The sequence below is a fragment of the Streptomyces bikiniensis genome (assembly GCF_000716625.1).
Taxonomy (GTDB): Bacteria; Actinomycetota; Actinomycetes; order Streptomycetales; family Streptomycetaceae; genus Streptomyces; species Streptomyces bikiniensis.
The window spans coordinates 100869-114505 of record NZ_JNXJ01000012.1 but is presented as its reverse complement, the minus strand read 5'-3'; the positions used below and the strand labels follow the sequence as shown (position 1 = coordinate 114505).

The window sequence follows — 13637 nt, the reverse complement described above, 5'->3', positions numbered from 1 at the left end:
GACCCGTACGGCACGGGACGGCGGGAGGCCTCCGGGTCTGGGCGGAGGCCCAGACCCGGAGGCCCCGTTCTGTGACGGCGCACAGATTGGCCGGGGCGTCAGGAACCGAGCGGGCAGCTGCCCCGGTACTCCTCGATCGTCAGGTCGGGCCGTGGCAGCGGGCAGAGGAACTGCTCGTAGCGGGTGTCGTCGTCGACGAAGCGCTTGAGCCAGGCGATGCTGTACTTCGCGATCGTCGTGTTCGAGGTGTTCGGGGTGAAGTGGGTGGCGCCGTTCAGCTCCAGGTACGCCTTGTCGAGCGAGCCCGGCAGGCTCTCGTAGAAGGGCTCCGAGTGGGTGGCGACGGGCGCGACCGTGTCGCCGTCCGCGCCGATGACCAGGGTGGGCGTGGTGATCTCGGGCCAGGTCTTGTCCGTGTTCCAGCCGGTGAGGGGGACGGCCGCCTTGAGGGAGGGCCGGCTCTTGGCGGCTTCGAGGGTCCCCCCGCCGCCCATGGAGTGCCCCATCACCCCGAGGCGGCCCGCGTCGATCCGGCCCCGCACGGCGCTGCGCTGCGTCAGGTGGTCGAGCGCGGCGAGGAGTTGCCGGCCCCGGCTGTCGGGCTGGTCGAGCGTGGTGAGGGTGTCGATGGTGAACACCACGAACCCCTGCGAGGCGAGGCGGGGGCCGAGCCAGGCGATGGAGGACTGGTACGCGGTGAACCCCGGCGAGATCACCACCGCGCCGAAGGTGCCGTCGGCGGTGGACGTCGGGTAGTAGATGGTCCCGCCTCCGAAGCCGGTGGCGGCGAGGGAGGAGACGGTGGTCTGGGAGACGGCGTAGGGGCCCCGCAGGGCCTCCACGCTCGCCCGGGTCGGCGCGGGACCGCGCTCGTACGGATTGGCCGCGGCGGCGGCGTCGGCGGTATCGGCGGCCCGGACGCCGGGGGCGAGGAGCAGGGTGAGGGAGGCGGCGGTGGCGGTGGCGGCTGCGGCAAGGTGTCGTCTCACGACGGAGTCGTCCTCTCGTGTCGTGCGGCGGCCGCCCTCCGGCGGAAACAGGAACGGGAACGCGAACGGAGAGCGGCCGGGCCTTGGACTGGCCCGGCCACTCTCCGCGTCCGGCGTCCGGCCGGCATCGGTGGAACCACCGGTCTTCGGAACCACCGGTCTTCGCCGCCGGCTCCACCGGCTTCCGCCGGCCTCAGTCGAGGGTGTCGGGGTCCGGTCCGGTGCGCAGGCCGCGGTCGAGGCCGGCCATCGCCGCCATCTCCTCCGCGTCGAGGTCGAAGTCGAAGACGTCGATGTTCTCGCGGATGCGGGCGGGGGTGACGGACTTCGGGATGACGACGTTCCCGAGCTGGAGGTGCCAGCGCAGCACCACCTGGGCGGGGGACTTCCCGTGCCGGGCCGCCGTGCGGGCGACGACCGGGTCGGCGAGGACGGCGCCCTGGGCGAGCGGGCTCCACGCCTCGGTGGCGATCCCGTGGACGGCGTGCAGCTCGCGGAGCTCGCGCTGCTGGAGACCGGGATGCAGCTCGATCTGGTTGACGGCGGGCACGAGGTCGCTGCTGTCGAGCAGCCGCTCTAGGTGCGCGGGCGTGAAGTTGGAGACGCCGGCGGTGCGGACCCGCCCGTCCGCGACCAGCGTCCCGATGGCGCGCCAGGTGTCGACGTACAGGTCGCGGGCCGGGGCGGGCCAGTGGATCAGGTACAGGTCGACGTGGTCGAGGCCGAGCTTGGCGAGGCTGTCGTCGAAGGCCCGCAGGGTGGCGTCGTACCCCTGGTCGGCGTTCCACAGCTTGGTGGTGACGTACAGCTCGTCGCGGGCGATGCCGGAGGCGGCGAGTGCCCGGCCGACCCCGGCCTCGTTGCCGTAGACGGCGGCGGTGTCCACGGAGCGGTACCCGGCCTCCAGGGCGTGGGCAACGGCGGTCGTGGTCTCGTCGTCGGGGACCTGGAAGACGCCGAAGCCGAGCCGGGGGATCTCGGTGCCGTCGTTGAGTACGAGGGCGGGGACGTGGGGGAGGGACATGAGGTGCGTCTTTCTCTGTGGGTTCCTCCAGGAGGCTTCTTCGCGAAGGCTCTGGAGCGGAGCGGGAGGGATCAGTGGTGTACGGGGACGCGGGCGCCGCTGTCGACGGCCTCGGCGGCGGGGGCGTCGGCTCCGGTCGCGTGAGTCCGGCGCTCCAGCGCGGCGGACCAGAGGGCGAGGCCGAGGGCGGCGGCGGCCAGGACGGCGCCGACCCAGTTCGGGGCGGTGTAGCCGAAGCCGGCGGCGATGACCATGCCGCCGAGCCAGGCGGCGAGCGCGTTGCCGAGGTTGAAGGCGCCGATGTTGACGGCGGAGGCCAGGGTCGGCGCGCCGTGCGCCTGGTCGAGGACGCGCTTCTGGAGCGGGGGCACGGTGGCGAAGCCGAGCGCCCCGACGAGGAGGACGGTGATCGCGGCGAGGACCTTGTCGTGCGCGGTCACGGTGAACAGCGCGAGCACGAGCGCCAGCCCGCCGAGGGCCGTGTACAGCAGGGGCATCAGCGCGCGGTCGGCGAAGCGGCCGCCGAGGAGGTTGCCGAGGAACATGCCGATGCCGAAGAGCACGAGCAGCCAGGTGACGGAGCCGTCCGCGTAACCGGCGACGTGGGTCATCATCGGTGCGACGTAGGTGATCGCGGCGAAGACACCGCCGAAGCCGAGCACGGTCATGGCCATCGCGAGCAGGACCTGCGGGTTGCGGAAGGCCTTGAGCTCACCGCGTAGACGGGCGCCTTCCGGGCGGGGCATGGCGGGGACGAGCCTGGCGATGCCGAGCAGTCCGACCACACCGAGCGCGGCGACGGCGACGAAGGTGGTGCGCCAGCCCACGGCCTGTCCGACGAAGGTGCCGAGCGGCACGCCGACGATGTTGGCGACGGTCAGTCCGGTGAACATGGTGGCGATGGCGCCGGCCTTCCTGTCCGGCGCGACCAGTTCGGCGGCCACGACCGACCCGATGCCGAAGAACGACCCGTGGGCGAGCGAGGCGACGACGCGACCGGTCAGCATCAGCCCGAAGCTCGGGGCGAGCGCGGAGAGCAGGTTGCCGAGCACGAACAGGCCCATGAGCAGCATCAGCATCCGCTTGCGGCTGACCTTGGTCCCGAGGACGGTGAGCAGGGGAGCACCGATGACGACGCCGAGCGCGTAGCCGGTGACCAGGAGGCCGGCGGTAGGGATGGTGACGCCGTAGTCGGCCGCGATGTGGGGCAGCAGGCCCATGATCACGAACTCGGTCGTACCGATGCCGAAAGCCCCGACCGTAAGAGCGAGTAGCGCGAGCGGCATGACTCGCCCCCTTCCAGAATTGATTGAGCGATCCCTTTGCACGCCTTCACAATAGTTGCACGCGCGCTATATGTGCAAGCGCGGGTAGGTGGTGTGCTCTGGATGGTGCCGCTCGCAAGCGCGAGCGGCTTCGGTCGCCCCCGATCCCGTCGCCCCTTCTGTCCTTTCGACGCCGTGCGGGCCCGGGTGCCGACGCGTCCCCGCAGGACAAGGGGGCACAGGCTGGTTACAGTGCGTAAAAAGCCCGGTTCTTCACGACAGGTGAGAGGAGGCGGTCGGCAGTGAACGCGTGGCGCGATCCCGCCCCCGTCCGGTCCCTCGCTCCGGCGGCCGGACGTGTGCCTCTCCTTGCGGCGGGTGGTCTCTGATGTCGGCGTCCTCGACCCCGCCGGCGACCGGGGCGGTGCGTCCCCCCGGCTCGCCGGTCAGCACGCACAACGAATGGGATCCGCTGGAGGAGGTCGTCGTCGGACGCCTCGACGGCGCGACGATTCCCTCCGACCATCCGGTCGTCGCCTGCAACATCCCGCCCTGGGCGGCCCGGTTGCAGGGCATGGCCGGCGGCTTCCGCTATCCGCGCGTCCTGGTCGAGCGCGCCCAGCAGGAACTCGACCTGTTCGTCGGGCTCCTGCGGTCCCTCGGCGTCACGGTGACGCGTCCCGACGCCGTCGACCACAAGAAGCGCTTCAGCACACCCGACTGGTCCTCACGGGGTTTCTGCAACACCTGCCCGCGCGACAGCATGCTGGTGGTCGGCGACGAGATCATCGAGACGCCCATGGCGTGGCCCTGCCGGTACTTCGAGACCCACTCCTACCGCTCGCTCCTCAAGGCGTACTTCCGCGGGGGCGCCCGGTGGACGGCCGCGCCGAAGCCGCAGCTCACCGACGAGCTGTTCGATCCGGAATTCCGGATCCCCGGGGCCGGTGAGCCCCTGCGCTACGTCCTCACCGAATTCGAGCCGGTCTTCGACGCGGCCGACTTCGCGCGGGCCGGACGCGACCTGTTCGTCACACGGAGCAACGTCACCAACCTCATGGGCATCGCATGGCTGCGCCGGCACCTCGGCCCGGGGTACCGCATCCACGAGATCGAGAGCCGCTGCCGCACCCCGATGCACATCGACACCACCTTCGTTCCCCTGGCGCCCGGAAAGGTCATGGTCAACCCGGACTACGTCGACGTCGACCGGCTGCCGGAGATCCTGCGCTCGTGGGACGTCCTGATCGCTCCCGAACCGGACCCGATCAAGGACCCCCTGCTCAGGATCACCTCGATGTGCGGCAAATGGCTGAGCATGAACGTCCTCGTGATCGACGGGAAACGTGTGATCGCGGAGCGGCATCACACCGGCATGCTGCGCGCACTGGAGAAATGGGGATTCGAGCCGATCCCGTGCGACCTGCTGCACTACGCGCCGTTCGGCGGATCGTTCCACTGCGCCACCCTCGACGTCCGGCGCCGCGGCACGCTGGAGTCGTACTTCGACTGACCCGCCCCGGCGGCCCCGTCGCCCGCGGGAGGGAGGAGGACGCGCGTGGTCCTCCCGGGGCGGGCGCCCGGGTTCAGAGACGGTCGTCCAGGAACGCCCTGAGTGCGGGGGCGGTCATGGGCCCCTCGCCGTGCGCCACCGCCTCGCCCTCCTTCAGGAGGACGCAGGACGGGGCTCCGGTCACGCCGTACCGTCCGGTCGCGGCCGGGCAGCGCGTGATGTCGGCGCGGACGACCGTCAGGCGGCCCGCGTACTCGTCGGCGACGCCGCCCACGACGAGGTCCATCGCCCGGCAGGGCTCGATCGCCTTGGGCCACGTCCCGACGAAGTACGCGAGGACCGGGAGCCCGCTCATCCCGAGGATGAAATCGAACTCCGCGTCCTCGCGGGGCCGGTGCACCCGCTGCGCCATGGAGGCTCCCGTCCTCGCGTCCCGTCTTTCCACCACCATCATCCCCCCTTGGCCCCCTCATCCCCTCATCCCTCCTCGCCCCCCTCCTCCACACCTGGATCCCGCCGTGGCGCCGGCCTCCGGCCGCACCCCGCGCCGCCCGCCCCGGCCCGGCCGCCGCCCCGCGCGGCACCGTGCTCCTGCCCGCGCACCCGGCGACCTGCGACGCGCTCGCGGAACTCCTGGGCCGTACGGAGGAGTGGGCCCCGGCCGGCGGACCGTCCCCGGGCGAGACCGGCGCGGCGCTCCTGTCCGCCCACCCGGGCACCTGCGACGCGCCGGCGCGGCTCCTGGGCTGCGACGAGCCGTGGGCCCCGGCCGGTGCGGCCCCCCGCCCGCCGTCCCTGACGGACCGCCACCCGGACACCGCCCACGCGGTGGCGGACCTCCTCGCGGACCGGTGACAAGGGCCGACGACACGGACCTGGGACACGGGCCGACGACACGGACCGGCGACACGGACCGGCCCCGTCCACCCACGGGGCCGGTTCACTCGTCACGGTGATGCGGGCCGTGCCGCCTCCCCGTCCCGTACGGGCTCGGGCAGCGTGGCCCCATGCACGCCCGCCGCACCGCGTACCTGCTGACCGCCGCGCTCCTCACCGCCGGCTGCGTGGCCGTCCCGCACGGCCCCGCCCCGGAACCGACGGACCGCCCCGCCGCCCTCGCCCCGGCGGCCGAACGCGCCCCCGCGCCGCTGCCGACCTGGCCGGAGCCCGTACAGCCGGCCCCGCGCGAGGCGCTCGCCGCGACGGAACCCCGGACCGTGCCCGCCCCGGCGCCCGCCTCCTCCCGGCCGACGGCGGAGAGGAGGGGGACGGCGGCGGCCCCGCCCCCGGAGAAGACGAGGAAGGAGACGGGAAGGAAGAGGGAGCCGAAGAAGAAGGAGCCGACGGAGAAGGACCGGACGAGGGCCGTCCCCCGGCCCCCGAAGAAGGACCGGCCCCTCCGGCCCCGCGGCCGCCCGTCCGCAGCCCCCGCCGCCGGACAGCCCGAGCTGCGCCGGCTCTGCCGGCAGGCCGAACGGATCGACGCCCCCATGGGCGCGGCCGGTCTCTGCCGCAGCGTGTACGGCCCTTGAACCGGGCCCCGGTCCTTTCAGCCCCCGCCGAAGGGCCAGGAATCGACGTCCCGGTAGCGGATCGGCCCAGGGCCGCGCCCGAAGTCGCTGCCGACCAGGTGCAGCCGCTCGGCCCGCCACCGCCGCCCGGTGAACCCGGCGAGCCCGGCGGCCGCCTCCGGCACGGAGGACGGATCGTCGCGGCGGGCGCGGGCCAGCGTCAGGTGCGGGCGCAGCGGCCGGCCCTCGAAGGGGATCCCGCACTCCCCGACCACCGCGCGCACCTCGGTCGCGAGCCCGTGCAGCCCCTCCAGGTCCCCGTCGATCCCGCTCCACAGCACCCGGTCGTCGAAGTGCCCGCCGCCGCGCAGCGCCAGTTCGACCGGCCGGCGCGAGGCCGCGAGGTCCGCGAGCGGCTGCCGGAGGAGCGGAACGGTCGCGACCGGCAGCTCGCCGAGGAACGCCAAGGTGATGTGCCAGTCCTCGATGCGGTTCCACCGCATGCGCGGATACGTCTCGTAGGCCGGGCCCAGCGCCTCGGCCAGCTCGTCCTTCGCGTCGTCGGGCGGCGCGAGCGCGATGAACGCGCGCACGGTCGCGGACCGCGCCCGCGTGTCCCCACCGGGCTCACCGGGTCCGGTGAGCCCGCCGGACCGTGCGACCCGCCCGGACCCCTCGCCCATCTTCCGTTCCCCGCTCACCGTTCGCCGCCACTCCGAGGTGAGGGTACGCGGCCGCCACCCGGCGACCGGCACCGGCCCCGGGGCGCCCCGGGCGAGGGCAGGGCGATGCCCCGGAGGCGGGTCGCCGTCTCCGGGGCGCGCGGGGGTCCGGGGTCAGTGCCGGCCGAGGGTTCGGCGGCGTCGGGTGAGGACCAGGATGCCGGCGCCGGCGGCGGCGAGGACACCGGCGGCGACCGCGTACGGGGTGAACTGCGCTCCCGTGGTCGCGAGCGAGCCGTCACCGTCGTCGGTGGCGGACGGCGAGGGTGCCGTCGTGCCGGGCACGGCGGGGGCGGAGGCGTCCTCCGTGGGCGGTGCGGAGGGCTCGGAGGTCCCCGGCGCCGTCGTCTCCGGCGTGACGGGCGGCGTGGCTTCGCCGGCGGGCGGCGTGGCGGAGGGTGCCGGGGTGGAGGGCTCGGTCCCGGGCCGCGTGGGCGTCGGCTTCGGCGCGGGCGTGGTGCCCGGGCCGCCCGGCGTCGTCTTGCAGGAGAAGGTCGAGGAGCCGTTCCACGGGTAGTTGTGGGTCTCGTTGCCCGAGCCGTGGGTCCGCAGGTCGCCGCCGACGTAGACGCGGCCGTTCGTGCTGGCCGTCAGGTCGGCGGACGCCTTGGGCGCGAGGATCGAGCCCATGAAGTTCCCCCCGCCGCCGAGGGTGATCGACGGGGCCGCCTCGAAGTTGTAGAGGATCCGGGACGCGGCCTCGCCGAAGCGCGCGGAGTCGTACGCGTCCACGCGTTCGCCGTCGAACGCGGCGGACAGCGGGGAGAGGCCGACCGGCTTCCCGCCCGTCACGTTCACCACGACCGACGCCCCCTCGGGGATCGACCGGAAGTCGAAGGACGAGGCGCCGTCGAGCCTCTCGGCGGAGATCTCGAACACCTGCGGCCCGCCGGAGGCCTCGCCGCCCGTGAAGGTGACGGTGCCGCCCGCGCGCACGCTCGTGCCCGTGGGCTCCAGCGCGCCCAGGGACGCCGACTCGCCCCGTACGGTGTCGCCGAAGGTGTCGTACGGGGCGAGGGCGCCCCGCGCGCCCAGGCCCGAGGCGCGGCTGCCGCCGTTGGTCTCCAGGTCGCCCTTCTCGTCGATCTCGCCGCCGACGCGGACCGCGCCGCCGTAGCGGGGGCCGGCCGTGAGGCCGTGGCCGACGTCGACCCGCGTGCCCCGGGCGATCGTGAGGTTCCCGCCCACGGAGAGCATGACCGCTCCGGAGTCGGGCAGGATGCCGGAACCGGCGCCGACCCGGCCCACGTTGAAGGTGCCGCCGGACCCCTTGGCGAAGGTGGCGTTCCCGCCGATGACGAGCAGGCCCTCGGCCTCGGCGGTCGCGCCGTCGGCGGTGTAGTCGCCGCCGGCGTAGAGGGCCACGTTGGCGTCGAGGAACCGCGGCTCGTGACCGATCCCGGGCTCCTGGCCGGGGGCGGGGCAGGTCCGGGCGGTCCCCGGCGCGGGAGCGGGGGCGAAGGGCACGGCCAGGGCGTTGCCCGCGGTGGCGAGGCCGAGGGCGAGCGCGACGGCCACGGCGCTGCCCAGTCGTGCGCGTGCTCTTCCGGTGTTGCTCATGTGCGTGAACCTTTCTGGTTTTCCTGTGAGGGGGGTGGGGACGGAGGCGGGTTCAGTCGGTCTCGGCGTGCAGGACGGCGCGGGTGAGCGGGCCGTAGACCCCCTCCTCCTGCGGGATGTACCGGGACACCTGGTAGCGGCGCAGGGCCGTCTCCACGGACTCGCCGAAGATCCCGTCGGCCGGACCGACGTACAACTGGAGCTCCCGGAGCCGCCGTTGGAGGTCGACGACCTCGGGGCCGCTGCTTCCCCGTCCGAGTTCGCCCCGCCTTCCTCCGCCCCGCCCCTCCCCGTCCCGGCCGGGGTGCGACGGGCGGTGGCGGTGCGACGACGAGGACGTGGGCGCCGGGGCGGCCGCGGGGGAGGAGGCGGCCGCGGTGCTCGGGGAGGGGGCGGGCGAGGTGGCGGTGGTGCCGGGGGAGGGGGTCTCGGAGGAGGCGGAGTCGGAGGGGCTGGGCGTGGGCGTGGCGGACGGTGCCCTCCGCGTGGTGCTCGCCGCCGGGGACGGGGGTGCGTCGGAGGCGGTCTCCCGGGCGGGGGACGGGGCCCGCGTCGCGAGGACGGGGAGCGAGACGGACGGGTGCGACGCCGGTACGGAGTCGGGCTCGGCGGAGACCCACACCGCCACCGCGGCCCCCAGCCCCGCGGAGAGCGCGCCCGCGAGCATCAGGGGAAGCGGCATGGACCGCCACGCCGGAGCCGCCGCCCGGGCGCGCCGGGACCGCCGCGGCCCGTGGGCGGGCGCCTCCGCGGCCCCGGAGAGGACCTTCGGCAGCCGGACGGTCGCGTCGAAGAGCTCGATGTCCTGCCCCCGCGGCCCCGTGCCGTCCGGATGCGGCTCCGCGACCTTCCCGAAGACCCGCTCGCCCCGGTGCTCCGCGCCCGCGGGCTCACGGGTGGCGGAAGCGACCGCTGTGGTCGGGGCAGCCCTGTTGCGCATCAAGTGCTCCAGATGAGGTGAAGCCGAGGGGAGGTGTGACGAAGTCGTGGAGATATTGACCGCTGTTCAAAGCAAGCGTCAACTGTTCTCAAACCACGCCAAATTGGGCTTTCCGAGACCTTGTTTCTTAAAGGACTTTTAACGCGTGACGCAGGTCACAGGGGAAAGCGGCGCCGACGTTCGTACGGGACCGGCGTTCATACGGTGCCGGCGGTCGTACGGGGCCGGCGGCGCGGGCCGTTCCGGCGGTCGCCTCAGGACGGGTCCTCGTAGCGGGCGGCGAGCGCGGCGGCACGGTCGCGCAGGGTGGCGCGCAGCGACCGGGGCGTCAGGGCCTCGGCGTCCGTGCCGAGTTGCCACAGCGCCCACTCGGCGTGCCGGGAATCCTGGAAGGTCGCCTCCAGGCGCAGCCACCCGTCCGCGTCGGGCTCCTCCGCGTCGAACCCTTCCGCGCGTACGGCGAGCGCGGCGTCCAGCAGCTCCTCCCGCCGCGCCGGGGCGACCCGCACGAGCGCGGTGAGGTGGTCGCCGTCCGACAGGAACCGCGCGGAGCGCTCCCGCCAGATCCGGTCCAGGTCGACCCGGTCCGGCCGCCGTGCCGGTTCGGGAAGCTCCTCGGCCGCCAGTACCCGCGACAGCCGGTAGGTGCGGTCCTCGCCCGCCCTCGTGGCCAGCAGATAGGCCCGGTCGCGCACGGTGACCAGGCCGATCGGGTCCACCGTGCGCCACCGAGGCTCCTGGTCCACCGCCGCGTAGTGGATGCGCAGCCTGTGCCCGGCGAGCACGGCGCGCCGGACCGCGGTCATCGTGGCGCCGGGCACCTCCTCGGTGACCGTTCGGCGGGAGAGCAGATCGGTCTCCGGCTCGACGAGGAAGCGCCGGGCCGCGTCGTCCGCCGTGGCCCGGTGGCCCTCGGGCAGCGCGTCGACCACCTTCCGCAGGGCCGAGGCGAGGGCCCGGCCGAGGCCGAACGCCTGCTCCCCGCGCCCCGGTCCGGCGGCGAGCAGCGCGAGGGTCTCGTCGTGGTTCAGCCCGGTCAGCTCGGTACGGAAACCCGGCAGCAGCGCGAAACCGCCGTACCGGCCGCGTTCGGCGTAGACCGGGACGCCGGCCGCGGACAGCGCCTCGATGTCGCGCAGCACGGTACGGGTGGAGACCTCCAGCTCGCGGGCCAGCGCGTCCGCGGTCAGCCGGCCGTGCCGGCGCAGCAGGAGCACCAGGGAGACCAGCCGATCCGCGCGCATCCGGGAACCGTACCGAATACACGACGGGAGGTGTCACGTATTCCCGGAAGGCTCCTCGACACGACGCGAAGGCCGGCGCCCACCGGGCCGCCGGCGCGCGCCCTCCTACCGAGAAGAGCTGATGTGACGATGGAACGAACGGCGGTCAACCCGGTCACCTGGTCCCAGGAGATGGGCTTCAACCAGGGCGAGGTCGTCTCCGGGCACACGCGGACCCTGTACATCTCGGGGCAGACCGCGATGAGCCCCGAAGGGAAGCCCGAGCACGACGGCGACATGGCGGCGCAGCTGGCGCTCGGCGTCGACAACCTGGAGGCCGTGCTGGCCGGGGCCGGCATGACCCTCGCGAACCTCGTCCGCCTCAACGTCTACACCACCGACGTCGACCTGCTCTTCCCGCACTACGGCGTGCTGGCGGCCCGGCTGGGCGCCGCCGGGGTGGCTCCGACCACCACGATGCTCGGGGTGACGCGCCTGGCGATCCCCGGTCAGTTGGTCGAGTTGGAGGGCACCGCCGTGGCGTGAGGCGCCCCACCGCGCTCCGTCCCGTACGGAAGCACGTGCAGGAGCCCGTACGGAAGCACGTGCAGGAGCCCCTGCAGGAGTCCGTAAGGGAGGCCCCCGAGACGGTGCTCCGGGAAGCGCTGCGGCAGGGAACTCCGTGACGGAGCACGTGACATCGCCCCGGGGCACCGGCCCCGGGGCGTTGTCAGACCCGTGGGCAAGGATGTTCCCATGACGAACGTTTCCGCCGTCGAGGCGTCTTTCCGCATGTCCGGCCGCGCCGAGTACGAGGCCGCCGTCCAGCGTCTGCGCGACGCCTCCCGCACCTACTACGGCGCGGGCCACAGCCTCATGGACGACGCCGCGTACGACCGGCTGCGCCTGGCCGTGCTGGACTGGGAGGCGGAGCACCCCGACGAGACCGCCCCGGACTCGCCCACGGGCCGGGTCGCCGACGGCGCCGCCCCCGCCGGAGACGTCGCCCACACCGCGCGCCTCCTCAGTCTCGACAACGTCTTCGCCCCCGAACAGCTCACCGCCTGGGGAGCGTCGCTCCGGCGCCGCCTGGGGCACGAACCGGCGGGCGGATTCACCGTCGAGCCCAAGTTGGACGGCGCGGCCGTCGCCGCCCGCTACCGCGACGGCCGGCTCACGCAGATCATCACGCGCGGCGACGGCACCCACGGCGAGGACGTCAGCCACGTCATCGGCACCGTCGTGGGCCTCCCCGAGCGTCTTCCCGTGCCCGCCACCTTCGAGGCCCGGGGCGAAGTCCTCTTCACCCACGAGCAGTTCGAGGCCGCCAACGAGACACGGACCGCGCACGGCGCCGGAGTCTTCGCCAACCCGCGCAACGGGACGGCCGGCACCCTGCGGGCCAAGGACCGCCCGTACCGGCTCGCCATGACCTTCTGGGCGTACGGCGCCGTCGAACTGGACGGCGTGCCCTTCCTGCCCGCCGGCGCCGGCCACGCCGAGACCCTCGCCGCCGTCGCGCGGGCCGGGGTGCGGACCACGGCGGACACCCCGGCCGGGCTGCACGCGGTCGCCACGCTCGACGAGGCGCAGGCGAAGGTCGACGCGATCGCCGCGATGCGCGCGAGCCTGCCCTTCGGCATCGACGGCGTCGTCGTCAAGGCCGACAGCGCCACCGAACAGGCGACGGCCGGCTTCGGCACCCGCTTCCCCTACTGGGCCGTCGCCTACAAGCTGCCCGCCGTCGAACGGCAGACCGTCCTCCAGGACGTGTTCTGGGAGGTCGGCCGCACGGGTGTGCTCGCCCCCACCGCGGTCCTCGCCCCGGTGGAGCTCGACGGCTCCACGGTCACCCGCGCCACCCTCCACAACCCGGCCGACATCCTCCGCCGCGACCTCCACGTCGGCGACACCGTGACCGTGTACAAGGCGGGCGACATCATCCCCCGCGTCCAGGCCGCCGTCGTCGAACTGCGCCCGCAGGACGCCGTCCCCGTCCCGCTGCCCCGGGAGTGCCCCCACTGCGGCGGAGGGATCGACAAGAGCCAGGAGCGGTGGCGCTGTGCGAAGGGCACCGCCTGCGCGCTCGCCCCGCTCGTCGAGTACGCCGCGGGGCGCGACGTCCTCGACATCGACGGCCTCGGCAGGAAGTACGTCGACGCGCTGATCGCCTCCGGTGACGTCGGTGACGTCGCCGACCTGTTCACCCTCACCGAGGAGCAGCTCACCACCGCCTCCGGCAGCGCCAGGCGCGGCGCCGGACTGGCCGAGCAGATCCGCCTCGCCAAGGCCCGCCCGCTGAGCCGTGTCTTCTGCGCCCTCGGCATCCCCGGCACCGGCCGCAGCATGTCCCGGCGCATCGCCGCCCACTTCGGCACCATGGAGGCCATCCGCGCCGCCGATGCCGACACCCTCCAGGACGTCGAGGGCATAGGCCCGGAGAAGGCCCCGGTCGTCGTGGAGCAGGTCGCCGCGCTCGCCCCCGTGATCGACAAGCTGATCGCGGCAGGCGTCACCATGACCGAGCCGCGCCCGGAGCGGGCGGAGGACGCCGCCGAGGGGCCGCTGAGCGGGAAGACCGTCGTCGTGACGGGGAGGATGACCGGACCCCTCGACGGTTGGGGGCGCTCCGAGATGGGCGCCCTCATCGAGAGGGCCGGCGGCCGTATGGGCGGCTCCGTCAACTCCCGGACCGCCTTCCTGGTCGCCGCCCCGGCGGCCGGCGGCAAGCCGAGCTCCAAGGCGGTCAGGGCGCGGGAGGCGGGCGTCGAGGTCCTGACCCCGGAGGAGTTCGCCGCCCTGGTCGCCGACCACCTGGACTGAGCCCCGGACGGCCCTTTCCCCGTGCGGGCGGCCCGGAGCTCGCATAGGGTCGCGGTGCCGTCGCGAC

14 protein-coding genes are annotated in these 13637 nt (G+C 74.1%); 6 read left to right on the top strand and 8 right to left on the bottom strand.

The features are described 5' to 3' along the window. Positions 1-98: 98 nt before the first annotated feature. The 3 genes from bdeA to OO47_RS11855 all read right to left on the bottom strand — a co-directional run bounded on the left by bdeA (position 99) and on the right by OO47_RS11855 (position 3299). Entirely contained in the window at positions 99-989 is an 891-nt protein-coding gene (bdeA, locus tag OO47_RS11865) for a bis(hydroxyethyl) terephthalate hydrolase (RefSeq protein WP_030207869.1), read from the bottom strand. 193 nt (positions 990-1182) lie between these two features. Continuing rightward, positions 1183-2013 (bottom strand): aldo/keto reductase, encoded by an 831-nt coding sequence (locus OO47_RS11860; RefSeq protein WP_030207866.1) that lies wholly within the window; start codon positions 2011-2013, stop codon positions 1183-1185. 71 nt (positions 2014-2084) lie between these two features. Continuing rightward, on the bottom strand, positions 2085-3299 hold the full coding sequence (locus OO47_RS11855) for an MFS transporter (RefSeq protein ID WP_030207862.1): 1215 nt from the start codon (positions 3297-3299) through the stop codon (positions 2085-2087). A gap of 367 nt (positions 3300-3666) precedes the next feature. Here OO47_RS11855 and OO47_RS11850 point away from each other — a divergent pair, with 367 nt between their 5' ends. Further along, positions 3667-4791 carry an amidinotransferase gene (locus OO47_RS11850; protein ID WP_030207859.1) on the top strand — a complete coding sequence of 375 codons (1125 nt, stop codon included), beginning with the start codon at positions 3667-3669 and terminating at the stop codon, positions 4789-4791. A gap of 73 nt (positions 4792-4864) precedes the next feature. Here the strand turns inward: OO47_RS11850 and OO47_RS11845 are convergent, their stop codons facing one another. Further along, positions 4865-5203: a thioredoxin family protein gene (locus tag OO47_RS11845; protein WP_030207856.1), complete on the bottom strand. Its 339-nt coding sequence runs from the start codon at positions 5201-5203 to the stop codon at positions 4865-4867. A 173-nt stretch (positions 5204-5376) separates the two neighbouring features. Between OO47_RS11845 and OO47_RS11840 the strand changes: the two genes are divergently transcribed. Next, a complete protein-coding gene (locus OO47_RS11840) occupies positions 5377-5646 on the top strand; it encodes a hypothetical protein (RefSeq protein WP_030207854.1) in 270 nt (89 codons plus the stop codon). A 152-nt stretch (positions 5647-5798) separates the two neighbouring features. Further along, positions 5799-6323 (top strand): hypothetical protein, encoded by a 525-nt coding sequence (locus OO47_RS11835; RefSeq protein ID WP_030207851.1) that lies wholly within the window; start codon positions 5799-5801, stop codon positions 6321-6323. 17 nt (positions 6324-6340) lie between these two features. Here OO47_RS11835 and thpR read toward each other — a convergent pair whose 3' ends face one another. From thpR to OO47_RS11815, 4 genes are all read right to left on the bottom strand, one after another. Continuing rightward, positions 6341-6985 (bottom strand): RNA 2',3'-cyclic phosphodiesterase, encoded by a 645-nt coding sequence (gene thpR / locus OO47_RS11830; protein WP_030207848.1) that lies wholly within the window; start codon positions 6983-6985, stop codon positions 6341-6343. A gap of 153 nt (positions 6986-7138) precedes the next feature. Continuing rightward, the gene (locus OO47_RS11825; RefSeq protein ID WP_078489602.1) at positions 7139-8584 is read right to left on the bottom strand and encodes a choice-of-anchor A family protein; all 1446 of its coding nucleotides are present in this window, start codon (positions 8582-8584) and stop codon (positions 7139-7141) included. 52 nt (positions 8585-8636) lie between these two features. Continuing rightward, a complete protein-coding gene (locus OO47_RS38400; RefSeq protein WP_051715430.1) occupies positions 8637-9524 on the bottom strand; it encodes a peptidoglycan-binding protein in 888 nt (295 codons plus the stop codon). A 254-nt stretch (positions 9525-9778) separates the two neighbouring features. Further along, positions 9779-10768: a helix-turn-helix transcriptional regulator gene (locus OO47_RS11815; RefSeq protein WP_030207841.1), complete on the bottom strand. Its 990-nt coding sequence runs from the start codon at positions 10766-10768 to the stop codon at positions 9779-9781. A gap of 129 nt (positions 10769-10897) precedes the next feature. Between OO47_RS11815 and OO47_RS11810 the strand changes: the two genes are divergently transcribed. The 3 genes from OO47_RS11810 to ligA all read left to right on the top strand — a co-directional run bounded on the left by OO47_RS11810 (position 10898) and on the right by ligA (position 13570). Next, on the top strand, positions 10898-11293 hold the full coding sequence (locus OO47_RS11810) for a RidA family protein (RefSeq protein WP_030207838.1): 396 nt from the start codon (positions 10898-10900) through the stop codon (positions 11291-11293). After that, on the top strand, positions 11290-11433 hold the full coding sequence (locus OO47_RS36845; protein WP_158708651.1) for a hypothetical protein: 144 nt from the start codon (positions 11290-11292) through the stop codon (positions 11431-11433). The genes OO47_RS11810 and OO47_RS36845 overlap by 4 nt, the downstream gene beginning before the upstream one ends. A 70-nt stretch (positions 11434-11503) precedes the next feature. Beyond that, complete coding sequence (gene ligA / locus OO47_RS11805; protein ID WP_030207836.1) at positions 11504-13570, top strand: NAD-dependent DNA ligase LigA; 2067 nt, start codon at positions 11504-11506, stop codon at positions 13568-13570. The last annotated feature ends 67 nt before the right edge of the window (positions 13571-13637 follow it).